The sequence below is a fragment of the Enterobacter roggenkampii genome (genome assembly GCF_001729805.1).
GTDB lineage: Bacteria > Pseudomonadota > Gammaproteobacteria > Enterobacterales > Enterobacteriaceae > Enterobacter > Enterobacter roggenkampii.
Genome location: NZ_CP017184.1, coordinates 222,247 through 248,005, shown reverse-complemented (window position 1 = coordinate 248,005; position 25,759 = coordinate 222,247). Strand labels below are relative to the sequence as shown.

Below are 25,759 nucleotides of genomic sequence, written 5' to 3'. Positions count from 1 at the left end.
GTTGTAAGGTTAAGCCTCACGGTTCATTAGTATCGGTTAGCTCAACGCATCGCTGCGCTTACACACCCGACCTATCAACGTCGTCGTCTTCAACGTTCCTTCAGGAGACTTAAAGTCTCAGGGAGAACTCATCTCGGGGCAAGTTTCGTGCTTAGATGCTTTCAGCACTTATCTTTTCCGCATTTAGCTACCGGGCAGTGCCATTGGCATGACAACCCGAACACCAGTGATGCGTCCACTCCGGTCCTCTCGTACTAGGAGCAGCCCCCCTCAATTCTCCAGCGCCCACGGCAGATAGGGACCGAACTGTCTCACGACGTTCTAAACCCAGCTCGCGTACCACTTTAAATGGCGAACAGCCATACCCTTGGGACCTACTTCAGCCCCAGGATGTGATGAGCCGACATCGAGGTGCCAAACACCGCCGTCGATATGAACTCTTGGGCGGTATCAGCCTGTTATCCCCGGAGTACCTTTTATCCGTTGAGCGATGGCCCTTCCATTCAGAACCACCGGATCACTATGACCTGCTTTCGCACCTGCTCGAGCCGTCACTCTCGCAGTCAAGCTAGCTTATGCCATTGCACTAACCTCCTGATGTCCGACCAGGATTAGCTAACCTTCGTGCTCCTCCGTTACTCTTTGGGAGGAGACCGCCCCAGTCAAACTACCCACCAGACACTGTCCGCAACCCGGATCACGGGTCTACGTTAGAACACCAGCCATTAAAGGGTGGTATTTCAAGGACGGCTCCATGCAGACTGGCGTCCACACTTCAAAGCCTCCCACCTATCCTACACATCAAGGACCAGTGTTCAGTGTCAAGCTATAGTAAAGGTTCACGGGGTCTTTCCGTCTTGCCGCGGGTACACTGCATCTTCACAGCGAGTTCAATTTCACTGAGTCTCGGGTGGAGACAGCCTGGCCATCATTACGCCATTCGTGCAGGTCGGAACTTACCCGACAAGGAATTTCGCTACCTTAGGACCGTTATAGTTACGGCCGCCGTTTACCGGGGCTTCGATCAAGAGCTTCGCGTTGCCGCTAACCCCATCAATTAACCTTCCGGCACCGGGCAGGCGTCACACCGTATACGTCCACTTTCGTGTTTGCACAGTGCTGTGTTTTTAATAAACAGTTGCAGCCAGCTGGTATCTTCGACTGATTTCAGCTCCACCCGCAGGGGCTTCACCTACATATCAGCGTGCCTTCTCCCGAAGTTACGGCACCATTTTGCCTAGTTCCTTCACCCGAGTTCTCTCAAGCGCCTTGGTATTCTCTACCTGACCACCTGTGTCGGTTTGGGGTACGATTTGATGTTACCTGATGCTTAGAGGCTTTTCCTGGAAGCAGGGCATTTGTTACTTCAGCACCGTAGTGCCTCGTCATCACACCTCAGCGTTAAAAGGTACCGGATTTACCTGGAACCTCCGCCTACATGCTTAAACCGGGACAACCGTCGCCCGGCTAACATAGCCTTCTCCGTCCCCCCTTCGCAGTAACACCAAGTACAGGAATATTAACCTGTTTCCCATCGACTACGCCTTTCGGCCTCGCCTTAGGGGTCGACTCACCCTGCCCCGATTAACGTTGGACAGGAACCCTTGGTCTTCCGGCGAGCGGGCTTTTCACCCGCTTTATCGTTACTTATGTCAGCATTCGCACTTCTGATACCTCCAGCAACCCTCACAGGCCACCTTCAACGGCTTACAGAACGCTCCCCTACCCAACAACACATAGTGTCGCTGCCGCAGCTTCGGTGCATGGTTTAGCCCCGTTACATCTTCCGCGCAGGCCGACTCGACCAGTGAGCTATTACGCTTTCTTTAAATGATGGCTGCTTCTAAGCCAACATCCTGGCTGTCTGTGCCTTCCCACATCGTTTCCCACTTAACCATGACTTTGGGACCTTAGCTGGCGGTCTGGGTTGTTTCCCTCTTCACGACGGACGTTAGCACCCGCCGTGTGTCTCCCGTGATAACATTCTTCGGTATTCGTAGTTTGCATCGGGTTGGTAAGCCGGGATGGCCCCCTAGCCGAAACAGTGCTCTACCCCCGAAGATGAGTTCACGAGGCGCTACCTAAATAGCTTTCGGGGAGAACCAGCTATCTCCCGGTTTGATTGGCCTTTCACCCCCAGCCACAAGTCATCCGCTAATTTTTCAACATTAGTCGGTTCGGTCCTCCAGTTAGTGTTACCCAACCTTCAACCTGCCCATGGCTAGATCACCGGGTTTCGGGTCTATACCCTGCAACTTAACGCCCAGTTAAGACTCGGTTTCCCTTCGGCTCCCCTATACGGTTAACCTTGCTACAGAATATAAGTCGCTGACCCATTATACAAAAGGTACGCAGTCACACCACAAGGGTGCTCCCACTGCTTGTACGTACACGGTTTCAGGTTCTTTTTCACTCCCCTCGCCGGGGTTCTTTTCGCCTTTCCCTCACGGTACTGGTTCACTATCGGTCAGTCAGGAGTATTTAGCCTTGGAGGATGGTCCCCCCATATTCAGACAGGATACCACGTGTCCCGCCCTACTCTTCGAGTTCACAACCTGTGTGCTTTCGTGTACGGGACTGTCACCCTGTACCGTGCGACTTTCCAGACGCTTCCACTAACACACAAGCTGATTAAGACTCTGGGCTGCTCCCCGTTCGCTCGCCGCTACTGGGGGAATCTCGGTTGATTTCTTTTCCTCGGGGTACTTAGATGTTTCAGTTCCCCCGGTTCGCCTCGTTAACCTATGTATTCAGTTAACGATAGTGTGACGAATCACACTGGGTTTCCCCATTCGGACATCGCCGGGTCAAAGGTTCATATCACCTCGCCGGCGCTTTTCGCAGATTAGCACGTCCTTCATCGCCTCTGACTGCCAGGGCATCCACCGTGTACGCTTAGTCGCTTAACCTCACAACCCGAAGATGTTTCACTTCTGATTGCGAAAATTTGAGAGACTCGAACACACCATTTAAGATGTGTCGTTTCAATTTTCAGCTTGATCCAGATTTTTAAAGAGCAAAACTTCTTAATGCACTCAAAAGTACATTCAGAAGTTCATCATTCATCAGACAATCTGTGTGAGCACTACAAAGGCAGGTTCTTTAAGGTAAGGAGGTGATCCAACCGCAGGTTCCCCTACGGTTACCTTGTTACGACTTCACCCCAGTCATGAATCACAAAGTGGTAAGCGCCCTCCCGAAGGTTAAGCTACCTACTTCTTTTGCAACCCACTCCCATGGTGTGACGGGCGGTGTGTACAAGGCCCGGGAACGTATTCACCGTAGCATTCTGATCTACGATTACTAGCGATTCCGACTTCATGGAGTCGAGTTGCAGACTCCAATCCGGACTACGACGCACTTTATGAGGTCCGCTTGCTCTCGCGAGGTCGCTTCTCTTTGTATGCGCCATTGTAGCACGTGTGTAGCCCTACTCGTAAGGGCCATGATGACTTGACGTCATCCCCACCTTCCTCCAGTTTATCACTGGCAGTCTCCTTTGAGTTCCCGGCCGGACCGCTGGCAACAAAGGATAAGGGTTGCGCTCGTTGCGGGACTTAACCCAACATTTCACAACACGAGCTGACGACAGCCATGCAGCACCTGTCTCAGAGTTCCCGAAGGCACCAAAGCATCTCTGCTAAGTTCTCTGGATGTCAAGAGTAGGTAAGGTTCTTCGCGTTGCATCGAATTAAACCACATGCTCCACCGCTTGTGCGGGCCCCCGTCAATTCATTTGAGTTTTAACCTTGCGGCCGTACTCCCCAGGCGGTCGACTTAACGCGTTAGCTCCGGAAGCCACGCCTCAAGGGCACAACCTCCAAGTCGACATCGTTTACGGCGTGGACTACCAGGGTATCTAATCCTGTTTGCTCCCCACGCTTTCGCACCTGAGCGTCAGTCTTTGTCCAGGGGGCCGCCTTCGCCACCGGTATTCCTCCAGATCTCTACGCATTTCACCGCTACACCTGGAATTCTACCCCCCTCTACAAGACTCTAGCCTGCCAGTTTCGAATGCAGTTCCCAGGTTGAGCCCGGGGATTTCACATCCGACTTGACAGACCGCCTGCGTGCGCTTTACGCCCAGTAATTCCGATTAACGCTTGCACCCTCCGTATTACCGCGGCTGCTGGCACGGAGTTAGCCGGTGCTTCTTCTGCGGGTAACGTCAATTGCTGAGGTTATTAACCTCAACACCTTCCTCCCCGCTGAAAGTACTTTACAACCCGAAGGCCTTCTTCATACACGCGGCATGGCTGCATCAGGCTTGCGCCCATTGTGCAATATTCCCCACTGCTGCCTCCCGTAGGAGTCTGGACCGTGTCTCAGTTCCAGTGTGGCTGGTCATCCTCTCAGACCAGCTAGGGATCGTCGCCTAGGTGAGCCGTTACCCCACCTACTAGCTAATCCCATCTGGGCACATCTGATGGCAAGAGGCCCGAAGGTCCCCCTCTTTGGTCTTGCGACGTTATGCGGTATTAGCTACCGTTTCCAGTAGTTATCCCCCTCCATCAGGCAGTTTCCCAGACATTACTCACCCGTCCGCCGCTCGTCACCCAGGAGCAAGCTCCCTGTGTTACCGCTCGACTTGCATGTGTTAGGCCTGCCGCCAGCGTTCAATCTGAGCCATGATCAAACTCTTCAATTTAAGTTTGATGCTCGTGAATTAAACTTCGTAATGAATTACGCATGTTCACTCAGAGACTTGGTATTCATTTTCGTCTTGCGACGTTAAGAATCCATGTCACTTTGAGTGCCCACACAGATTGTCTGATAAATTGTTAAAGAGCAGTGCAACGCGGCTTTCGCTCACCGTTGCGAGGTGGCGTATATTACGCTTTCCTCTTTCAGAGTCAACCCGTTATTTCAGGATTTTTTCTCTTCAACCGACCGGGCTGTTTGTGAAGTGATTCACATCCGCCGTGTCGATGGAGGCGCATTATAGGGAGTTCTCCGCAGGCCGCAACCGCTAAATGACAGAAAAATGACTGACTGCTGCATTCCACAGCAAAACCCCGCCTTATACCTTTTTACACACAGACTTATCCACAATGATACGAAAAAGTGAAAATGTGCGAGCGTTGCGCAAACGTTTTCGTTAAAATGCTCGCGCTTTACAAGGATGCCTCGTCAGGTGTGTTAGATGAGTTTTTCACAGGAAAATTCATCTAACGCTCTCTGTAATCGTGAAATCCAGGGGATTTACCATGCAACAACGTCGTCCAGTCCGCCGCGCTCTGCTCAGTGTTTCTGATAAAGCCGGTATCGTCGAATTCGCTCAGGCACTTTCTGCACGCGGTGTAGAGCTGCTTTCCACAGGTGGAACCGCTCGCCTGTTAGCAGATAAAGGTCTGCCGGTAACCGAAGTGTCCGATTACACCGGTTTCCCGGAAATGATGGATGGACGCGTCAAAACCCTGCACCCGAAAGTCCACGGCGGCATTCTGGGCCGTCGCGGTCAGGACGACGCCATTATGGAACAGCACGACATCGCGCCGATCGACATGGTTGTCGTTAACCTCTACCCGTTCGCCCAGACCGTTGCCCGTGAAGGCTGCTCTCTGGAAGATGCCGTAGAGAATATTGATATCGGCGGCCCGACCATGGTGCGCTCTGCGGCCAAGAACCATAAAGATGTCGCCATCGTGGTAAAGAGCAGCGATTACACCACCATTATTAATGAGATGGACGCCAACGATGGGTCGCTGACCCTGGAAACGCGATTCGACCTCGCCATCAAAGCCTTCGAACACACCGCCGCGTACGACAGCATGATCGCCAACTACTTCGGTAGCCTGGTGCCGGCTTACCACGGTGAAAGCAAAGATCCTTCAGGCCGCTTCCCGCGCACCCTGAATCTGAACTTCATTAAGAAGCAGGATATGCGCTACGGCGAGAACAGCCACCAGCAGGCGGCCTTCTATATAGAAGAAGAGGTAAAAGAAGCTTCTGTCGCTACCGCACAGCAGGTTCAGGGCAAAGCGCTCTCCTATAACAACATTGCTGACACCGACGCCGCGCTGGAGTGCGTGAAAGAGTTCAGCGAGCCGGCCTGCGTTATCGTTAAGCACGCCAACCCATGCGGCGTCGCGGTAAGCACCTCCATTCTTGACGCCTACGATCGCGCCTACAAAACCGACCCGACCTCCGCGTTCGGCGGCATTATCGCTTTCAACCGCGAGCTGGATGCTGAAACCGCTCAGGCCATCATCTCCCGCCAGTTTGTTGAAGTGATCATCGCGCCATCGGCCTCCGAAGACGCGCTGAAAATCACCGCGGCAAAACAGAACGTGCGTGTACTGGTTTGTGGCCAGTGGGCGGAACGCGTGCCGGGCCTGGACTTCAAGCGCGTGAACGGCGGCCTGCTGGTTCAGGACCGCGATCTGGGGATGGTGACAGAAGCCGACCTGCGCGTGGTGACCAAACGTCAGCCGACCGAACAGGAGCTGCGTGACGCGCTGTTCTGCTGGAAAGTGGCGAAGTTTGTGAAATCCAACGCCATCGTCTACGCGAAAGAGAACATGACCATCGGGATAGGCGCAGGCCAGATGAGCCGCGTTTACTCGGCGAAAATCGCGGGTATTAAAGCAAGCGATGAAGGCCTGGAAGTCAAAGGCTCCGCCATGGCCTCTGACGCCTTCTTCCCGTTCCGTGACGGTATCGACGCCGCAGCCGCGGTAGGCATCACCTGCGTGATCCAGCCTGGCGGTTCAATCCGCGACGACGAAGTGATTGCCGCTGCCGACGAACACGGCATTGCGATGATCTTCACCGACATGCGTCACTTCCGCCATTAATTCCCGGAGCAGAAAATGAAAGTATTAGTGATTGGTAACGGCGGACGCGAGCACGCGCTGGCGTGGAAAGCGGCCCAGTCTCCGCTGGTTAAAACGGTCTTCGTGGCACCGGGCAACGCCGGTACCGCCCTGGAACCCGCGCTGCAGAACGTGGCTATCGGCGTGACCGACATTCCAGCGCTGTTAAGCTTTGCTCAGCAGGAGAAAATCGACCTGACCATCGTCGGCCCTGAAGCGCCGCTGGTGATTGGCGTGGTGGATGCGTTCCGCGCAGCGGGCCTGAAAATCTTTGGCCCAACGGAAGGCGCCGCGCAGCTGGAAGGCTCCAAGGCCTTCACCAAAGATTTCCTCGCGCGTCATAACATCCCGACGGCGGAATATCAGAATTTCACTGAAGTGGAGCCTGCTCTGGCCTACTTACGTGAGAAGGGCGCGCCGATTGTTATCAAGGCCGACGGTCTGGCCGCGGGTAAAGGCGTGATCGTCGCGATGACGCTCGAAGAAGCCGAAGCCGCGGTTCAGGATATGCTGGCAGGTAACGCCTTTGGCGATGCGGGCCACCGCATCGTGATTGAAGAGTTCCTCGACGGTGAAGAGGCGAGCTTTATCGTCATGGTCGACGGCGAGCACGTTCTGCCGATGGCCACCAGCCAGGATCACAAGCGTGTGGGCAATGGCGACACGGGGCCTAATACCGGCGGGATGGGCGCTTACTCCCCTGCGCCGGTCGTGACTGACGACGTCCACCAGCGCACCATGGATCGCATCATCTGGCCTACCGTGAAGGGGATGGCGGCAGAAGGCAATACCTACACCGGTTTCCTTTATGCAGGCCTGATGATCGACAAGCAGGGTAACCCTAAGGTCATCGAATTCAACTGCCGCTTTGGCGATCCAGAAACCCAGCCAATCATGCTGCGCATGAAATCCGATCTGGTGGAGCTGTGCCTGGCTGCCTGCGATGGCAAGCTTGATGAGAAAACCTCCGAGTGGGACGAGCGTGCGTCTCTCGGCGTGGTGATTGCTGCGGGGGGTTATCCGGGCAACTACAGCACCGGTGATGAGATCCACGGTCTGCCGCTGGAAGAGATTGACGGTGCGAAGGTGTTCCACGCCGGTACGAAGCTGGCTGAGGACGATCGCGTTCTGACCAACGGCGGACGCGTGCTGTGTGCGACCGCGCTGGGCCATACCGTGGCAGAAGCACAGAAGCGCGCCTATGCGCTGATGGCGGATATTCACTGGAACGGTAGCTTTAGCCGTCAGGATATCGGCTATCGCGCGATTGCGCGTGAGCAGGGGGAGTAATTCCTCCTCGCCCTCACCCTCTCCCACAGGGAGAGGGAATCGTTCGTAGGCCGGATAAGCGTTAGCGCCATCCGGCTTAATCCACAGAACTCAAAAACTCTTCTCTGTCGGCTGCCAGGTGCAGAAATCTTCGTTCGCCACCAATAGCAATTGAGAGCCTTCCGGCGCCTCAAGCCACGCCACGCTCACGTCCATTGATGAATGACGCTGACGGCGTTGAATGTGTTCGGTCGCCCAGGATTCAAGCTCAGGCTTCACCGTTTGCCCTTCGCAGGTCGTCACCGTTCCATCGTTATGCCAGCGCCCCTGGCGCAGCACGACGCGTCCCAGACGAAGCGCATCGCTGGTCTGGCGGATTTGTTCGGCACGGTAACGGTAGAGGGCGATTTGGTCGCTGGAAAGCTGCTGTTTTTGACCGCTGACTTCACGCTGCATAAAGCTCAGCTCGCCATGGTCGTCAAAACGCACTTTCACGTGTTCGGGGGTCTTGCTGTAGACGTTCAGCTCAATCAGCGAGAGAGCATCTCCCTGCCAGCGATATTCTGCCGTCGACGTATTGCCGCTATGCCACGGGCTGAAGGCAGACAACAGATGAACTTCATTGCCGGAATCTTTACGCCAGATCCTGACCGCGCCCTGGTTGTCAGCGTAGCCGCTGGCGGTAAACGGCGGCAGAGTGGTGTCGTGACTACAGGCTGACAGCAGCAGCGCACCTGCCAGCGCGAGCGTTCCGCGCCAGAAAGACAAAAGGGGCGTTGCCGCCCCTTCGCTAAAACTGTTCACTGCCACGCGTCTTACTTAACTGCGTCTTTCAGTGCTTTACCAGAAACAAATGCCGGCACGTTCGCTGCGGCGATTTTGATTTCTTTACCGGTCTGCGGGTTGCGGCCAGTACGCTCAGCGCGGTGGTTCACTTTGAAGGTACCGAAACCAACCAGTTGTACAGCATCGCCTTCTTTCAGAGACTCAGTAATAGCAGCCAGGGTAGATTCCAGAGCAGCTTTAGCCTGCACTTTAGACAGATCAGCCTTGTCCGCAATTACATCAATCAGTTGAGTCTTGTTCATAAGTTATCCTTTCAATGTGTTTATCGCTTGCTAAGCATCGAGTGCGACGAAAATGCCAAAAAAGCACTCTCCTGCATACACGCACCGATAGCCACTTTTTTTCGCCCCCCAAATGTAGACCAGACAAGGGTCGAAAGGGAAGAGTCGAGGAGCGACAAAACGGGCGTTATCTCAAGTTTTCTTATCTCATTGGTTAAAAATTATACCAATATTACTCTCACCGGCCTCACGTAAGTCCGCGCGCAGCCCTTTTATCAGCTCAATGTCGCGTTCTTCACACTCTGCCAGCAGGCGGAAAATCTCCCACTGGATATCCCATTCTTGCTCAACGGCCGGATTTGCACGCAGCTCTTCGTCGGTCATCTCGCGACCTTCCTGGGTCATTTCCAGCATCGCCACGGTGGTGATAGAGGCCTTACTGACTTCGATAGCGTGCTCCAGCGTCTCACCGCTCAGGCGGGAGTGGAGCAATTCGCTTAACGCCACACAGGCATCAATTGCCGGGTAGACGCCGTACAGGTCAAAATCATCCGCCACCGGGATCGCCTCTTCCAGCTTTTCGAGCTGAGAGTCGAAATTCACCTTCGCGTCTTTCACCGTCAGCGTTTCCCAGATCAGATCCAGAATGCGGCGGTAGATATGGCCATCACCAAAGCCGGTCTGCTTGCAGAACGCGGCATAGTTGGGATACATGCGCTCGCACAGGCAAGCCATAAAGGTGACGTGCTGCCAGCTTTCCAGCTTTTCAAGGCGCAGGTGAATCGGGTTTTGTAGCATGATGATCTCTCGAATCGAAAATTAGGCGCAGTTTACCTGAATCATCGCTGAATTTCCTGCCAACGAACAAAAGCCGGACGCGAAGAGGCCACCGCGTCAGCCCAGCGCGTTGGCTCCGGTAAGCGGTAGCCCTTCATGCAGCGCTGTACCCACGCCAGGGCGCTGTCCATACTCACCCGATGGCCGGTGGCGATGAACAGCGGATTACAGCGCGCCTTGCTGCGCCAGACCCACGCCAGCTGCTCGCCTTTATGGATAAGCGGTGCCAGCGCACCCGGCTCGGCTGAAAGAGGTTCAAAGGCGCCGCAGAGGCGTTTCTTGGCGACGCCGATGGTCGGCACATCCACCAGCAGCCCAAAGTGGCTGGCAACGCCTAAACGGCGCGGGTGTGAGATACCGTGCCCATCGACAAAAAGCAGGTCAGGTTTTTGCGAAAGCTGCTCCCACGCTGCCAGCAGCGCGGGATATTCGCGGAAGGAGAGAAAGCCCGGAATGTACGGCATGGTGGTGGCAATACGCGCGACCTTGTACTCCACCAGCTCGAGCGAAGGGTATTTCAGGACCACCATCGCCGCTCGCGTCACGTCCCCACCCTGCTCAAACCCGACGTCGGCTCCGCCAATGTACTGCGGAGGATCCTTATCCAGACGATCCTCGCGGATCACCGATGAGGCCAGTTCGATTTGTTGAGCGCGTAGCGACGCGAGATCCATAACGACTCCTTACTTGTGATACTGGGCAGAAAGCCGATGCACCGCCTCCACAAATACGCCTGCGTGCTCTGGCGGTACATCCTGATGAATACCGTGGCCGAGGTTAAAGACGTGGCCTTCCCCCTGGCCGAAACCAGACAGTATAGTCGACACTTCTTCTTCAATGCGGGCAGGCGGCGCATAGAGCATGGACGGGTCCATATTGCCCTGAAGCGCTACTTTGTCGCCCACGCGGCGGCGGGCATCAGCGATATCGGTAGTCCAGTCGAGCCCCAGCGCGTCGCAGCCGGTGGCCGCCATCGCTTCCAGCCACTGGCCGCCACCTTTGGTAAACAGCGTCACCGGCACGCGGCGACCTTCGTTTTCACGCAGCAGGCCGTCGACGATTTTATGCATGTAGTACAGGGAGAACTGCTGATAATCGCGGCCGGTCAGCACGCCGCCCCAGGTGTCGAAAATCATCACCGACTGTGCACCTGCCTTAATCTGCGCGTTCAGATAGAGCGTGACGCTCTTCGCCAGCTTGTCGAGCAGCGCATGCAGGGCCAGCGGCTCGGCGTACATCATCTTTTTAATCAGGGTGAAGGCTTTGCTGCTGCCCCCTTCCACCATATAGGTCGCCAGCGTCCACGGGCTGCCGGAGAAGCCAATCAGCGGCACCTCACCTTTCAGCTCGCGGCGAATGGTGCGCACAGCGTTCATCACGTAGCCCAGCTCGCCTTCCGGATCGGGGATCGGCAGCTTGTCCACGTCGGCTTTGCTTCTGATCGGAGAGGTAAAACGCGGGCCTTCACCGGTTTCGAAGTACAGGCCAAGGCCCATCGCATCCGGAATGGTCAGAATATCCGAGAAGAGGATCGCCGCATCCAGCGGGAAGCGGCGCAACGGCTGGAGCGTCACTTCACAGGCCAGCTCGGCGTTTTTGCACAGCGACATAAAATCGCCCGCCTGCGCGCGCGTGGCTTTGTACTCTGGCAGATAGCGTCCCGCCTGGCGCATCATCCACACCGGGGTGACATCAACGGGCTGGCGCAGCAGCGCACGCAGATAACGATCGTTCTTCAGTTCGGTCATTTTTGCAGTTCCTTAAGCGTCATGGCCTCAGTGTAACACTACTCATACTCGGCCCGACACATCGCTACGGTATCTTCTATCAGCCGACGCGCCACGGTACCCGGCGGAGGTAACAGGGGTAAATCGTCGTAGCGATACCAGTTCGCGTCCAGCAGCTCTTTCTGATCGATAACGATCTCGCCGCTGTCATAGTCGGCCATAAAGGCCGTCATCAGCGACTGCGGGAACGGCCACGGCTGGGAGGTGACGTAGCGCAGGTTCTTCACTTTGATTCCGCTCTCTTCCATCACCTCGCGCGCCACTGCCTGCTCCAGCGTTTCGCCCACTTCGACGAACCCGGCCAGCACGGTATGAATGCCGTTGCGATGGCGGGTATGCTGTGCAAGCAAAATAGAGTCATCCCGACGGATAGCGACGATAATGCACGGCGCAATTTGTGGGTAATAACGTTCGCGGCAGTGGCTGCAGAGCATCGCCCACTCGGTTTTACTCGGGTGCATGGTATGGCCGCAATAGCCGCAGTATTTGTGCGAGCGGTAAAACTCCGCCAGCTGCACGCCCCGCCCCGCCAGCTGGAACAGGCCTACGTCCAGATCCAACACCTGGCGAACGGATCCCATATCCTGACGACGCGATTGTTGGATCAACCACACGGGTTCACCCTGCCACTCGCCGATCTTCAGCGCAGGCTGGCCCACGAGATCAAACGTTTCCGCCGCACCGTAGGGCAGCTCTCCACCGGGCAACCATAATTTTTGTTCGTGACTGACGATCCACCAACCCAGATCTGATTTTTCAATAATACGATCCATATCTATTGCACTACCTTCGCTTCACTGACATGTTGTTAGCATTGTGGTTACATTCTGGATGAGCAGATTCAATCCTACACTTTGCGGAGTCGACCATGTTAAACCAGCTAGAAAGCCTGACTGAGCGCGTTAGAGGAAGTAACAAACTGGTGGATCGCTGGCTACATGTGCGCAAGCATCTACTCGTGGCTTATTACAATCTGGTCGGTCTTAAGCCTGGCAAAGAATCGTTTATGCGGCTGAATGAAAAAGCGCTGGATGATTTTTGTCAGAGCCTGGTCGACTATCTGTCCGACGGCCATTTCAATATTTATGAACGCATTATCCGCGAAATGGAAGGGACAACGCCGTATTTAGCGGCCAGCAAGCTTTGTCCGCTGCTGGAAGCCAACACCCAGCAGATCATGGATTACTACGATTCCACGCTTGAGAACGCCATCGATCACGATAACTATCTTGAGTTCCAGCAGGCGCTTTCCGACCTTGGCGAAGCGCTGGAAGAGCGATTCACGCTGGAAGATAAGCTGATTAGCCTCGTCCTGGACGCCAGCCCCGAAGATAACATCGCGCGCCCGGCTTGAGTTCTTAATCGTTAACGAGTAATTTACAACCATTCGCCCCTCTCACGAGGGGGATTTTTCTTGTCGGAGTGCCCAGAGCGAAAGCCGGGCTGAGACCGTTAATTCGGGATCCGCGGAACCTGATCAGGCTAATACCTGCGAAGGGAACAAGAGTCACACTGCTGTTGTATCGCCCCCCGGGCGATCCTCTCTTGCTTCATCCGTCGTCTGACAAGCCATGTCCTTCACTTTTGGAATGAGCTATGTCTACTGCAAAACTGACCCGCCGCGAACAGCGTGCACAGGCCCAACATTTCATCGACACCCTGGAAGGCACCGCTTTCCCGAACTCGAAACGCATCTACATTTCCGGCTCGCAGGCCGATATCCGCGTCCCGATGCGCGAAATCCAGCTCAGCCCGACCCTTATCGGCGGCAGCAAAGAGAATCCGCAGTATGAAGACAACGAAGCCGTGCCGGTGTATGACACCTCCGGCCCGTACGGCGATCCTGATGTGGCTATTAACGTCCAGCAGGGTCTGGCAAAGCTGCGCCAGCCGTGGATAGAGGCGCGTAACGACTGCGAAGAACTGAGCGTACGCAGTTCTGCATACACCAAAGAACGCCTGGCCGACGACGGTCTGGACGCGCTGCGCTTTACCGGCCTGCTGACGCCAAAACGCGCCAGAGCGGGCAAATGCGTGACGCAGCTGCACTACGCCCGCCAGGGGATCGTCACGCCGGAGATGGAGTTCATCGCCATCCGCGAGAACATGGGCCGCGAGCGTATCCGCAGCGAAGTGCTGCGCTACCAACACCCAGGTGAAGGCTTTGGCGCGCGCCTGCCGGAGAACATCACGCCGGAGTTTGTGCGTGACGAAGTGGCCGCAGGCCGCGCGATCATCCCCGCCAACATTAACCACCCGGAATCCGAGCCGATGATTATCGGCCGCAACTTCCTGGTGAAGGTCAACGCTAACATCGGTAACTCGGCCGTCACCTCCTCCATCGAAGAAGAGGTTGAAAAGCTTGTCTGGTCAACGCGCTGGGGCGCGGACACGGTAATGGATCTCTCCACCGGCCGCTATATTCACGAAACCCGCGAATGGATCCTGCGTAACAGCCCGGTTCCGATTGGCACCGTCCCGATTTATCAGGCGCTGGAGAAGGTCAACGGCATCGCCGAAAACCTTACCTGGGAAGCGTTCCGCGACACGCTGCTGGAGCAGGCGGAACAGGGCGTGGACTACTTCACCATTCACGCGGGCGTGCTGCTGCGCTACGTGCCGATGACCGCGAAGCGTCTGACCGGCATCGTCTCGCGCGGCGGTTCGATCATGGCGAAGTGGTGCCTCTCCCATCACCAGGAGAACTTCCTCTACGAACACTTCCGCGAGATCTGCGAAATCTGCGCCGCGTACGATGTCTCTCTGTCGCTGGGCGACGGCCTGCGCCCGGGCTCCATCCGCGACGCTAACGACGAAGCACAGTTTGCCGAGCTGCACACGCTGGGCGAGCTGACCAAAATCGCCTGGGAGTATGACGTGCAGGTGATGATTGAAGGCCCGGGACACGTGCCGATGCAGATGATCCGCCGCAACATGACCGAAGAGCTGGAGCACTGCCACGAAGCGCCGTTCTACACGCTGGGGCCGCTGACCACCGACATCGCGCCGGGCTATGACCACTTCACGTCAGGCATTGGGGCGGCGATGATCGGCTGGTTCGGCTGCGCCATGCTCTGCTACGTGACGCCGAAAGAGCACCTCGGCCTGCCTAACAAAGAGGACGTGAAACAGGGGCTGATCACCTACAAAATTGCCGCCCACGCGGCGGATCTGGCCAAAGGCCACCCGGGCGCGCAAATCCGTGATAACGCCATGTCGAAGGCGCGCTTTGAATTCCGCTGGGAAGACCAGTTCAACCTGGCGCTGGATCCGTTCACCGCCCGCGCCTACCACGACGAAACCCTGCCGCAGGAATCGGGCAAAGTCGCGCACTTCTGCTCCATGTGTGGGCCGAAGTTCTGCTCGATGAAAATCAGCCAGGAGGTGCGCGACTACGCCGCCACGCAAACCATTGAAGTGGGTATGGCGGACATGTCCGAAACCTTCCGCGCCAAAGGCGGCGAAATCTACCTCAAAAAAGAGGAGGCATAATGTACCAGCCCGATTTCCCACCCGTTCCCTACCGTTTAGGGCTCTATCCGGTGGTGGACAGCGTGGCGTGGATAGCGCGCCTGCTGGAAGCAGGCGTTCGCACCCTCCAGCTGCGCATCAAGGATAAACGCGATGAGGAGGTGGAAGCCGATGTGGTTGCCGCCATTGCGCTGGGGCGTCGGTATAACGCCCGCCTGTTTATCAATGACTACTGGCGGCTGGCCGTTAAGCACCGGGCGTACGGCGTGCATCTGGGTCAGGAGGACCTGGAAACAACGGATCTGAGCGCAATCCGTGACGCCGGGTTGCGTCTTGGTGTGTCAACACACGATGACATGGAAATCGACGTGGCCCTGGCGGCCCGTCCCTCTTACATCGCGCTCGGTCACGTCTTCCCGACGCAAACCAAGCAGATGCCCTCCGCTCCGCAGGGTCTGACGCAACTGGCGGGTCACGTTAAACGCCTTGCCGACTACCCCACCGTCGCCATCGGCGGAATCAGCCTTGAACGCGCCCCGGCGGTGCTGGAGACCGGCGTGGGCAGCATCGCCGTCGTCAGCGCCATCACCCAGGCCGCAGACTGGCAGGCCGCCACCGAACAGCTTTTACAGCTGGCAGGAGCAGGCGATGAATGATCGCGACTTTATGCGCTACAGCCGTCAGATTCTGCTGGAAGATATCGCCATCGACGGGCAGCAAAAACTGCTCGCCAGCCGGGTGCTGATTGTTGGCCTGGGGGGATTAGGCGCACCCGCCGCGCTCTATCTGGCAGGCGCGGGTATCGGCACGCTGGTGCTGGCCGACGACGACGAGGTCCACCTCAGCAACCTGCAGCGACAAATCCTCTTTACCACCGAGGATATCAACCAGCCGAAAGCGCAGATCACCCGGCAGAGGCTGCATCAGCTTAACCCGGATATCGAACTGATTGCCCTACAGGAGCGGCTTGGCGGTGAAAGCCTGCACCGTGAAGTCGCCCTTGCCGACGTGGTGCTGGACTGTACCGACAACATGGCGACGCGCCAGGCGATCAACGCCGCCTGCGTGGCAAACCATACGCCGCTTATCACCGCCAGCGCGGTGGGGTTCGGCGGGCAAATGATGGTTCTGACGCCACCGTGGACGCAGGGCTGCTATCGCTGCCTGTGGCCGGACGATGCCGAGCCGACGCGCAACTGCCGTACGGCGGGCATTCTGGGTCCGGTGGTCGGCGTGATGGGCACGATGCAGGCGCTGGAGGCCATCAAGCTGCTCAGCGGCATGGAGACGGAACGCAATACGCTGCGGCTGTTTGATGCCCGCTCCAGCGGCTGGCGTCATCTGGCGCTGCATCGCGCCAGCCACTGCCCGGTGTGCGGAGGCCGCGATGCGCATTCTGTTTAACGATGAGCCGATGAGCTGCGACGACGGGCTCACCGTTGCCGCACTGCTCGACAAGCTGCGTCAGCTCAAGCCGGGAACGGCGCTGGCGCTCAATCAACAGATCCTGCCGCGCGAGCAGTGGGAACATCAGCAGGTCAATGAAGGCGACCAGATCCTGCTGTTTCAGGTTATCGCAGGGGGCTGAAATGTTACGTATTGCCGATAAAGTCTTTGATTCACATCTGTTTACCGGAACCGGAAAATTCGCCTCGCCGCAGCTGATGGTGGAGGCCATTCGCGAAAGCGGCAGCCAGCTGGTGACGCTGGCGCTTAAGCGCGTGGATCTGCGCCATCACAGCGATGCCATTCTGGCTCCGTTGCTGGAAGCGGGCGTCACGCTGTTGCCCAACACCTCCGGCGCCAAAACGGCAGAAGAGGCGATTTTTGCCGCACAGCTGGCACGGGAGGCGCTCGGCACCCGCTGGTTGAAGCTGGAAATCCATCCGGATGCCCGCTGGCTGCTGCCCGATCCGATCGAAACGCTGAAAGCGGCTGAAAAGCTGGTTCAGCAAGGGTTTACCGTCCTGCCTTACTGCGGGGCCGACCCTGTCCTGTGCAAACGGCTGGAAGAGGTCGGCTGCGCCGCCGTCATGCCGCTGGGGGCCCCCATTGGCTCCAACCAGGGGCTGGAGACCCGCGCGATGCTGGAAATCATTATTGAGCAGGCTACCGTACCGGTGGTGGTGGATGCGGGCATTGGCGTGCCCAGCCATGCCGCGCAGGCGCTGGAGATGGGCGCCGACGCGGTGCTGGTCAATACGGCTATCGCGGTTGCCGACGATCCGGTCATGATGGCGCGTGCGTTCCGCCTGGCCGTAGAGGCCGGCCTGCTGGCAAGAGGATCCGGCCCCGGCTCGCGCAGTTTCCAGGCGCAGGCCACCAGCCCGCTGACCGGTTTTCTGGAGGCGATCTCATGAGCACGTTTACCGAGCGCTGGCGCCAGCTTAGCTGGGACGACATTGCCCTGCGTATCAACAGCAAAACGGCGGCTGACGTGGAGCGCGCGCTGCAGGCCCGTCATCTGACCCGCGAGGATCTGATGGCCCTGCTCTCTCCGGCGGCCAGCGCCTACCTCGAACCGATGGCCCAGCGAGCGCAGCGGCTTACCCGCCAGCGGTTTGGCAACACGGTGAGTTTCTACGTGCCGCTCTATCTCTCCAACCTGTGCGCCAATGACTGCACCTACTGCGGTTTCTCCATGAGCAACCGCATCAAGCGTAAAACGCTCGATGAGGCTGAGATTGCCCGTGAGTGTGCGGCCATCCGTGAAATGGGCTTTGAACATCTTTTGCTGGTCACGGGCGAACATCAGGGGAAAGTGGGAATGGACTATTTCCGTCGGCACCTTCCCACCATTCGTCGTCAGTTTGCGTCGTTGCAGATGGAAGTGCAGCCTCTGTCGCAGGAGGAGTACGCGGAGCTCAAAACGCTCGGGCTGGACGGCGTCATGGTCTATCAGGAAACCTACCACGAGGCGACGTACGCCCGACACCACCTGAAGGGCAAGAAACAGGATTTCTTCTTCCGCCTGGAAACGCCGGACAGGCTGGGTCGCGCCGGTATCGACAAAATCGGTCTGGGTGCGCTGATCGGGCTCTCCGACAGCTGGCGGGTGGATTGTTACATGGTGGCGGAACATCTGCTGTGGTTGCAGCAGCACTACTGGCAGAGCCGATACTCCATCTCCTTCCCGCGCCTGCGTCCCTGCGCGGGAGGAATTGAACCGGCTTCGCTGATGGATGAACGCCAGCTGGTGCAGACCATTTGCGCGTTTCGCCTGCTCGCTCCGGAAGTGGAATTATCGCTCTCAACGCGCGAGTCTCCGGCATTTCGCGATCGCGTCATCCCGATTGCAATTAACAACGTCAGCGCGTTTTCCAAAACGCAGCCTGGCGGCTACGCCGACGACCATCCGGAACTGGAACAATTTGCACCCCATGACGGACGACGCCCGGAAGCGGTCGCCGCCGTCCTGACGGCGCAGGGTCTTCAGCCCGTCTGGAAAGACTGGGACAGCTGGCTGGGAAGAGCCTCGCAGTGACGTTGAAACGCACTGCAACACGTTAAAAAATTGTCGAGCCGCGACGAAAAGGCAAAACCGGAAGATTGTCAGCGATCGTCCGGTTTTTTATTGTCACACGGTCAGCAACGGATGCTGACCAGGGCGAAAAGCTTCTTCCTCGTTTCGCCCTGCCTCTGGTTCATTGCACAAACGGCTCATGCCATTTTAATAAGTATTTTCTTAATGGTTCTTAAGATAAATCATCCTGTCAAAAATCGCGTGCCGTATAATTCACCGCTAACCGCAGGACAGCGACTATGCTGAGAGGATATCGGCAGACGAAAAGTATTCACCATCAGGAACGATGTACAGCTCATGGCACTTCACAGCAAAAAGCTCTCTTTTACCCGGCCCATTATGCTCAGCTTTGCGGGGATCCTCTGCAGTTTTGCGGTGATCGCGATCGCGGTGACGCTTTCGCAACGAAAGGATTTTCTTGAGGATTATCATAAGATCAATAGCAACTTCACGCACAACCTGGCGGTGAACTACACCGAATCTATCCTGCGTGAAAACGACTATATTCTGGGCCGTTCCGCGATGTACTTTGCGCGCGACGACAGGCTAAACGAGACGCTAAACCTTAACCCGACGCAGGGGCTGCAGATGGTCATGCATTTGCAGAACCTGATGCCGACCGTCTCCTCCATTTCGCTTGCCGATACGCAGGGGCATTATCTGCGCGCACCGGAGGTGCTCCCCACGGAGAAGAGTAAAACCTTCGATCCCCGAACGCGGCCGTGGTTTGTCGCTCAGGCGGAAGCCAGCATCTTCAGCCACTATACCCGTCCCTACATGGACTACTTTACCGGCCATCCGACGGTAACCCTTTATAAGCCGTTGATCTCGCCGGAGGGCAGACTGAAGGGAACGATCGCCTTTCATCTCGATTTGACGTCGATGGGCTATACCCTGCGCCAGATGGTGGCGCCCGTTCAGGGGGAATTCTTCGTCGTCGAACGCGACGGTGCTGTGGTGCTGCATCCGGATACCGGCGCGCTCTTCAAGCAGTACGTGAGCGAAGCGCTGATGGACAAAATGACCAGCGGCGAAGGCCATCTTTACGACAAGAAAAGCAACGCCTGGTATTACTATTACTCGTTTACCAACCCGGACTGGTTTGTCATCTACCGGGTATCCGGTGCGACGCTCACCGATATCACCCGCCACGAAACGACGATCGTTGGCTGGGGGTTTGCGCTGGCGGCCATCATCATCATCCTTTTCGGCTTATACCTCCGCCACGCCTCGCGTAGCGTGCTGATGCACATTATCAATGCCATCAAAACTGGCGACGTTAACGAGGCGCCGCGCCTTGAAGCGATGTTGAGCCACACGATTCAGTCCAATAAAGAGCGCGAAATGGCGTATGTGCGCCAGGCCACCCACGATGCGCTGACGGGCTGTAAAAACCGCCGTGCGTTCGACAGCGATATCGCAGAGCTGCTGAATGCCCAGCAGCCCTTCGCGATGGCGCTGGTGGATATTGATAACTTTAAGTCAATTAACGACACGCTGGGTCACCTGACCGGTGATATCGTTCTGCGCAACGTGGCTCGTGAAGGGATCCAGATTATGCAGCCACATCACGTCTCGGTTTACCGTTATGGCGGAGAAGAGTTCGCCGTAATCTTCCAGGCGGAGCAGATGTCTTCCGCGCTCTCATTATTGGAAGCGTGGCGTACCGCCGTTGAAAAACGCGTCTGGCGGGAAGAAAACCTGCGGGTTACGTTCAGCGGCGGTCTTGGGGAGTGGCATTTTGAACCGCTGGAACAATTTGTCGGAAGCGTTGATAACGCTCTCTACAGCGCCAAACAGCAGGGAAAAAATCGAATCGTTCGCACATCCATCAGCTAATCCTCTCGCTTTCACCCTGCCCGTTTCGACGGGCCGGGTACCCGCCAATGTAAAATTGTAACCGGTTTCAGAAAAACGCCTGTTTCTTTGTGATGCCTGACACACAATCGCGGTAAAGCGGTTGTTGAAGCGGTCTGCACGGGATAATTATCAATAAACACATGTAGATCGAGGCTGATTATGAAGAACATCGTTTTATGCTGTGCAGCGGGAATGTCAACCAGCATGCTGGTTCAACGTATGAAAGACGCCGCGCAGAAAAAAGGGGTTGAAGTCACCATTAAAGCCGTTCCGGTTGCGGAGTTTAAAGACAACATCGCAACGGCCGACATCGTATTGCTGGGGCCACAGGTTAAATACGAGCAGGCTAAATTACAGGCGCAGGCCGACCCGCTGGGCAAAAAGGTCGCGGTGATCGACATGATGGATTACGGCATGATGAAAGGTGATGCCGTACTGGATAAAGCGCTCAAACTTCTGGAGTCATAATGGAAGACTTAGAAACCACGATTATGGAACTGCTTGTTAACGCAGGCGCGGCGCGCAGTGCGGCCCTGACGGCATTGCAGATGGCGCGTAAAGGTGAGTTTGACGAAGCCGAAAAAGCGATGGAAGAGTCGCGGGAATATGTGAAGCATGCGCACACCATACAGACGCAGCTTATCGGTCTTGATGAAGGGACCGGGAAGCTTCCGGTTAACCTGATCACCGTCCACTCGCAGGATCACCTGATGAACGCCATGGTCATACAGGACCTGGCGGGCGATATGATTGAGCTGTATCGACGGATCCCATTAGTAAACTGAAATAGTGCAGATATAAAAAAACCCGCCGAAGCGGGTTTTTTATTAGCGACTGAACGATTACTCGTTGTCGGAGCCACCCAGACCTGCGTTCAGCAGTTCTGCCAGGCTCGCGGATGCATCTTCAGCAGTAACCTGCGGTGCAGCTGGCAGTTCGCCTGCAGCACGACGACGCATACGATCCTGATGGTACGCATAACCGGTACCCGCCGGGATCAGACGACCCACGATAACGTTCTCTTTCAGACCGCGCAGTTCATCACGTTTACCTGCAACAGCGGCTTCGGTCAGGACACGAGTCGTTTCCTGGAACGATGCTGCAGAGATGAAGGACTCGGTTGCCAGAGACGCTTTGGTGATACCCAGCAGATCGCGCGAGAAGGTCGCACCGATTTTGCCGTTCGCTTCCAGTTCGCGGTTAGCGATCTTGACGCGTGAGTATTCAACCTGCTCGCCTTCGAGGAACTCGGAGCTGCCCGCGTTTTCGATGGTTGCTTTACGCAGCATCTGACGAACGATAACTTCGATGTGTTTATCGTTAATCTTAACGCCCTGCAGGCGGTATACGTCCTGTACTTCGTTAACGATGTAACGAGTAACAGCATGCACACCACGCAGACGCAGGATGTCGTGCGGCGCTTCTGGACCGTCGGAAACCACGTCACCACGTTCTACGCGTTCACCTTCGAACACGTTGAGCTGACGCCACTTAGGAATCATCTCTTCGTACGGTTCGCTGCCATCTACTGGAGTGATAACCAGACGGCGCTTACCTTTGGTCTCTTTACCGAAGGAGATGATACCGCTGATTTCAGCCAGAATTGCCGGCTCTTTCGGACGACGTGCTTCGAACAGGTCCGCAACGCGTGGCAGACCACCGGTGATGTCCTTGGTACCGCCGGATTCCTGAGGAATACGCGCCAGGGTGTCACCCGAGCTGATCTGTACGCCATCTTCCAGCTGTACAATCGCTTTACCCGGCAGGAAGTACTGCGCAGGCATATCGGTACCTGGGATCAGAACGTCGTTACCCTGAGCATCAACGATTTTCAGTGCAGGACGCAGATCTTTACCACCGGTAGTACGTTCAGCAGAATCCAGAACCACCAGAGAAGACAGACCGGTCAGCTCGTCAGTCTGACGAGTAATGGTCTGGCCGTCGATCATGTCAGTGAAGCGGATGAAACCACTTACTTCGGTGATAACCGGCATGGTGTGTGGATCCCAGTTTGCAACGGTTTCACCGCCGGCAACCTGCTCGCCATCACCTTTCGCCATAACCGCACCGTAAGGCACTTTATAGCTCTCTTTGGTTCGACCGAATTCGTCGATCAGCTTCAGCTCGGTGTTACGTGAAGTGATAACCAGTTTACCGCTGGAGTTCACAACAGATTTCGCGTTGCTGAGCTTGATGCTACCTTTGTTTTTCACCTGGATGCTGGATTCAGCAGCCGCACGAGATGCCGCACCACCGATGTGGAACGTACGCATCGTCAGCTGTGTACCCGGTTCACCGATGGACTGTGCCGCGATAACGCCGATGGCTTCACCTTTGTTGATGATGTGGCCACGCGCCAGGTCACGACCGTAGCAGTGCGCACATACACCAAAGTCGGTGTCACAGGATACAACGGAACGCACCTTCACGGAGTCAACAGAGTTCGCTTCCAGCAGGTCACACCACTGTTCGTGCAGCAGGGTGTTGCGTGGAACCAGAATGTCTGCGGTGCCCGGCTTCAGAATGTCTTCCGCGGTCACACGACCCAGTACGCGATCGCGCAGTGGCTCTTTAACATCACCACCCTCGATAACCGGGGTCATGGTGATACCTTCGAGGGTGCCACAATCGTCTTCGGTCACAACCAGATCCTGCGCAACGTCTACCAGACGACGCGTCAGATAACCGGAGTTCGCGGTTTTCAGTGCGGTATCCGCCAGACCTTTACGCGCACCGTGCGTGGAGATGAAGTACTGGAGTACGTTCAGACCTTCACGGAAGTTCGCGGTGATTGGCGTTTCGATGATGGAGCCATCTGGCTTCGCCATCAGACCACGCATACCTGCCAGCTGACGAATCTGTGCTGCAGAACCACGCGCACCGGAGTCGGCCATCATGTAGATGCTGTTGAAGGAAACCTGCTGCTCTTCTACGCCGTCACGGTTAATCACGGTTTCGGTCTGCAGGTTATCCATCATCGCTTTGGATACACGATCGTTCGCCGCTGCCCAGATATCGATAACTTTGTTATAGCGTTCGCCCGCGGTAACCAGACCAGACTGGAACTGCTCCTGGATCTCAGCAACTTCAGCTTCCGCTTCAGAGATGATCTCGTGTTTCTTCTCTGGGATGACCATGTCATCGATACCAACAGATGCACCTGAACGCGCTGCATAAGCAAAGCCGGTGTACATAGTCTGGTCAGCGAAGATAACGGTCGGCTTCAGGCCCAGAATGCGGTAACAGGTGTTCAGCATTTTGGAGATCGCTTTCTTGCCCAGCGCCTGGTTGACGATGGAGAAAGGCAGACCTTTCGGTACGATCATCCACAGAATGGCACGGCCAACGGTCGTGTCTTTCAGGCTGGTTTTCGCAACGAATTCGCCGTTTGCATCTTTTTCGTATTCGGTGATACGCACTTTAACGCGCGCATGCAGAGAGGCCAGGCCAGCGCGATAAATACGCTCAGCTTCTTTCGGGCCAGTCAGCACCATGCCTTCGCCTTTGGCGTTAACACAGTCACGGGTCATGTAGTACAGACCCAGTACAACGTCCTGAGAAGGAACAATGATTGGCTCACCGTTCGCTGGAGACAGGATGTTGTTGGTAGACATCATCAGCGCACGCGCTTCGAGCTGAGCTTCCAGCGTCAGCGGTACGTGAACAGCCATCTGGTCACCATCGAAGTCGGCGTTATATGCCGCACAAACCAGCGGGTGCAGCTGGATCGCTTTACCTTCGATCAGGACTGGCTCAAATGCCTGGATACCCAGACGGTGCAGGGTTGGTGCACGGTTCAGCAGTACCGGGTGTTCGCGGATAACTTCGTCCAGGATATCCCAAACGACAGCTTCTTCACGCTCAACCATTTTCTTAGCGGCTTTGATGGTGGTGGCCAGGCCACGCAGTTCCAGCTTGCCGTAGATGAACGGTTTGAACAGCTCCAGTGCCATTTTCTTCGGCAGACCGCACTGATGCAGACGCAGGTATGGACCTACGGTGATTACAGAACGACCGGAGTAGTCAACACGCTTACCGAGCAGGTTCTGACGGAAACGACCCTGTTTACCTTTGATCATGTCGGCCAAAGATTTCAGAGGACGTTTGTTAGAACCGGTGATCGCACGACCGCGACGACCGTTATCCAGCAGGGCATCTACCGCTTCCTGCAGCATACGTTTTTCGTTGCGTACGATGATGTCCGGCGCAGCCAGATCCAGCAGACGTTTCAGACGGTTGTTACGGTTGATCACGCGACGATACAGATCGTTCAGATCGGACGTTGCGAAACGACCACCATCCAGCGGAACCAGTGGACGCAGATCTGGCGGCAGAACCGGCAGAACGGTCAGGATCATCCACTCTGGCTTGTTACCAGACTGAACGAACGCTTCCAGCAGTTTGATACGCTTGGTCAGCTTTTTACGCTTGGTTTCGGAGTTGGTTTCGTTCAGCTCTTCACGCAGCTGCTCGCACTCTTGCTCCAGATCCATGCTCTTCAGCAGGGCCTGAATAGCTTCCGCACCCATCTTCGCGTCGAATTCGTCACCGAACTCTTCCAGCGCGTCCAGATACTGCTCTTCAGTCAGGATCTGATGACGTTCCAGGTTCGTCATCCCGCCTTCGATAACCACATAAGATTCAAAGTACAGAACACGTTCGATATCACGCAGCGGCATATCCAGCAGCAGACCGATACGGGACGGCAGTGATTTCAGGAACCAGATGTGAGCAGTCGGAGACGCCAGCTCGATGTGGCCCATGCGCTCACGGCGCACTTTGGTCTGGGTCACTTCAACGCCGCACTTCTCACAGATCACACCGCGGTGTTTCAGGCGCTTGTACTTACCGCACAGGCACTCGTAATCTTTTACTGGCCCGAAAATACGCGCACAGAAAAGGCCGTCACGCTCAGGTTTGAACGTACGGTAGTTGATGGTTTCCGGCTTTTTAACTTCACCGAAAGACCATGAACGGATCATGTCTGGCGAAGCCAGAGCAATTTTGATCGCATCAAACTCTTCGGTTTTAGTCTGCGCTTTCAGAAACTTTAATAAATCTTTCACGGATTTGCTCCCGTCGGAGTTAGCACAATCCGGTGCCGGGGGTTAACCCGGCACCAGTGACCTG

19 protein-coding genes, 2 rRNA genes and 1 riboswitch are annotated in these 25,759 nt (G+C 56.1%); of the genes, 12 read left to right on the top strand and 9 right to left on the bottom strand.

Going from position 1 to position 25,759, the window contains the following annotated elements; genetic code table 11:
* Positions 1–5 precede the first annotated feature (5 nt).
* Both BFV67_RS01115 and BFV67_RS01110 read right to left on the bottom strand, forming a co-directional pair.
* Positions 6–2,909: ribosomal RNA gene (locus BFV67_RS01115) — 23S ribosomal RNA — on the bottom strand.
* 199 nt (positions 2,910–3,108) lie between these two features.
* Positions 3,109–4,648 (bottom strand): 16S ribosomal RNA (locus tag BFV67_RS01110).
* The 16S and 23S rRNA genes sit together here, the layout of an rRNA operon.
* 559 nt (positions 4,649–5,207) lie before the next feature.
* Between BFV67_RS01110 and purH the strand changes: the two genes are divergently transcribed.
* Together purH and purD are read left to right on the top strand one after the other, a co-directional pair.
* Entirely contained in the window at positions 5,208–6,797 is a 1,590-nt protein-coding gene (purH, locus tag BFV67_RS01105) for a bifunctional phosphoribosylaminoimidazolecarboxamide formyltransferase/IMP cyclohydrolase (protein ID WP_069597751.1), read from the top strand.
* Positions 6,798–6,812: 15 nt separating this feature from the next.
* Positions 6,813–8,105, top strand: a complete 1,293-nt coding sequence (gene purD / locus BFV67_RS01100) for a phosphoribosylamine--glycine ligase (RefSeq protein ID WP_045409542.1) — start codon at positions 6,813–6,815, stop codon at positions 8,103–8,105.
* A gap of 90 nt (positions 8,106–8,195) precedes the next feature.
* Here purD and BFV67_RS01095 read toward each other — a convergent pair whose 3' ends face one another.
* The 6 genes from BFV67_RS01095 to nudC all read right to left on the bottom strand — a co-directional run bounded on the left by BFV67_RS01095 (position 8,196) and on the right by nudC (position 12,548).
* Complete coding sequence (locus BFV67_RS01095; RefSeq protein ID WP_084833281.1) at positions 8,196–8,888, bottom strand: DUF1481 domain-containing protein; 693 nt, start codon at positions 8,886–8,888, stop codon at positions 8,196–8,198.
* Positions 8,889–8,899: 11 nt separating this feature from the next.
* Positions 8,900–9,172 (bottom strand): nucleoid-associated protein HU-alpha, encoded by a 273-nt coding sequence (gene hupA, locus BFV67_RS01090; protein ID WP_002445246.1) that lies wholly within the window; start codon positions 9,170–9,172, stop codon positions 8,900–8,902.
* Between the two features lie 186 nt (positions 9,173–9,358).
* Positions 9,359–9,949, bottom strand: a complete 591-nt coding sequence (locus BFV67_RS01085) for a YjaG family protein (protein WP_008503468.1) — start codon at positions 9,947–9,949, stop codon at positions 9,359–9,361.
* A gap of 41 nt (positions 9,950–9,990) precedes the next feature.
* Positions 9,991–10,662, bottom strand: coding sequence for a deoxyribonuclease V (nfi, locus tag BFV67_RS01080; protein ID WP_021242964.1), 672 nt, complete (start codon positions 10,660–10,662; stop codon positions 9,991–9,993).
* 9 nt (positions 10,663–10,671) lie between these two features.
* Complete coding sequence (hemE, locus tag BFV67_RS01075) at positions 10,672–11,736, bottom strand: uroporphyrinogen decarboxylase (RefSeq protein ID WP_008503466.1); 1,065 nt, start codon at positions 11,734–11,736, stop codon at positions 10,672–10,674.
* Positions 11,737–11,774: 38 nt separating this feature from the next.
* On the bottom strand, positions 11,775–12,548 hold the full coding sequence (nudC, locus tag BFV67_RS01070) for an NAD(+) diphosphatase (RefSeq protein ID WP_008503465.1): 774 nt from the start codon (positions 12,546–12,548) through the stop codon (positions 11,775–11,777).
* A 95-nt stretch (positions 12,549–12,643) separates the two neighbouring features.
* Here nudC and BFV67_RS01065 point away from each other — a divergent pair, with 95 nt between their 5' ends.
* From BFV67_RS01065 to BFV67_RS01020, 10 genes are all read left to right on the top strand, one after another.
* On the top strand, positions 12,644–13,129 hold the full coding sequence (locus tag BFV67_RS01065; protein WP_008503464.1) for an Rsd/AlgQ family anti-sigma factor: 486 nt from the start codon (positions 12,644–12,646) through the stop codon (positions 13,127–13,129).
* A 54-nt stretch (positions 13,130–13,183) separates the two neighbouring features.
* Positions 13,184–13,292, top strand: a riboswitch (TPP riboswitch).
* Positions 13,293–13,371: 79 nt separating this feature from the next.
* Positions 13,372–15,267, top strand: a complete 1,896-nt coding sequence (gene thiC / locus BFV67_RS01060) for a phosphomethylpyrimidine synthase ThiC (protein WP_045354606.1) — start codon at positions 13,372–13,374, stop codon at positions 15,265–15,267.
* On the top strand, positions 15,267–15,902 hold the full coding sequence (thiE, locus tag BFV67_RS01055) for a thiamine phosphate synthase (RefSeq protein ID WP_021242961.1): 636 nt from the start codon (positions 15,267–15,269) through the stop codon (positions 15,900–15,902). The genes thiC and thiE overlap by 1 nt, the downstream gene beginning before the upstream one ends.
* Complete coding sequence (locus BFV67_RS01050; RefSeq protein WP_008503461.1) at positions 15,895–16,650, top strand: HesA/MoeB/ThiF family protein; 756 nt, start codon at positions 15,895–15,897, stop codon at positions 16,648–16,650. Before thiE ends, BFV67_RS01050 begins: the two co-directional genes overlap by 8 nt.
* The gene (gene thiS / locus BFV67_RS01045; protein WP_021242959.1) at positions 16,634–16,834 is read left to right on the top strand and encodes a sulfur carrier protein ThiS; all 201 of its coding nucleotides are present in this window, start codon (positions 16,634–16,636) and stop codon (positions 16,832–16,834) included. Before BFV67_RS01050 ends, thiS begins: the two co-directional genes overlap by 17 nt.
* A gap of 1 nt (position 16,835) precedes the next feature.
* Positions 16,836–17,606 (top strand): thiazole synthase, encoded by a 771-nt coding sequence (gene thiG / locus BFV67_RS01040; protein ID WP_021242958.1) that lies wholly within the window; start codon positions 16,836–16,838, stop codon positions 17,604–17,606.
* Positions 17,603–18,730: a 2-iminoacetate synthase ThiH gene (thiH, locus tag BFV67_RS01035; RefSeq protein WP_069597749.1), complete on the top strand. Its 1,128-nt coding sequence runs from the start codon at positions 17,603–17,605 to the stop codon at positions 18,728–18,730. The genes thiG and thiH overlap by 4 nt, the downstream gene beginning before the upstream one ends.
* A gap of 336 nt (positions 18,731–19,066) precedes the next feature.
* On the top strand, positions 19,067–20,608 hold the full coding sequence (locus tag BFV67_RS01030; protein ID WP_025910400.1) for a sensor domain-containing diguanylate cyclase: 1,542 nt from the start codon (positions 19,067–19,069) through the stop codon (positions 20,606–20,608).
* Positions 20,609–20,788: 180 nt separating this feature from the next.
* Positions 20,789–21,097, top strand: a complete 309-nt coding sequence (locus BFV67_RS01025) for a PTS sugar transporter subunit IIB (RefSeq protein ID WP_008503456.1) — start codon at positions 20,789–20,791, stop codon at positions 21,095–21,097.
* Entirely contained in the window at positions 21,097–21,414 is a 318-nt protein-coding gene (locus tag BFV67_RS01020) for a PTS lactose/cellobiose transporter subunit IIA (RefSeq protein ID WP_008503455.1), read from the top strand. The genes BFV67_RS01025 and BFV67_RS01020 overlap by 1 nt, the downstream gene beginning before the upstream one ends.
* Before the next feature lie 57 nt (positions 21,415–21,471).
* Here BFV67_RS01020 and rpoC read toward each other — a convergent pair whose 3' ends face one another.
* Positions 21,472–25,695: a DNA-directed RNA polymerase subunit beta' gene (gene rpoC / locus BFV67_RS01015; protein WP_008503454.1), complete on the bottom strand. Its 4,224-nt coding sequence runs from the start codon at positions 25,693–25,695 to the stop codon at positions 21,472–21,474.
* Positions 25,696–25,759: the final 64 nt, after the last annotated feature.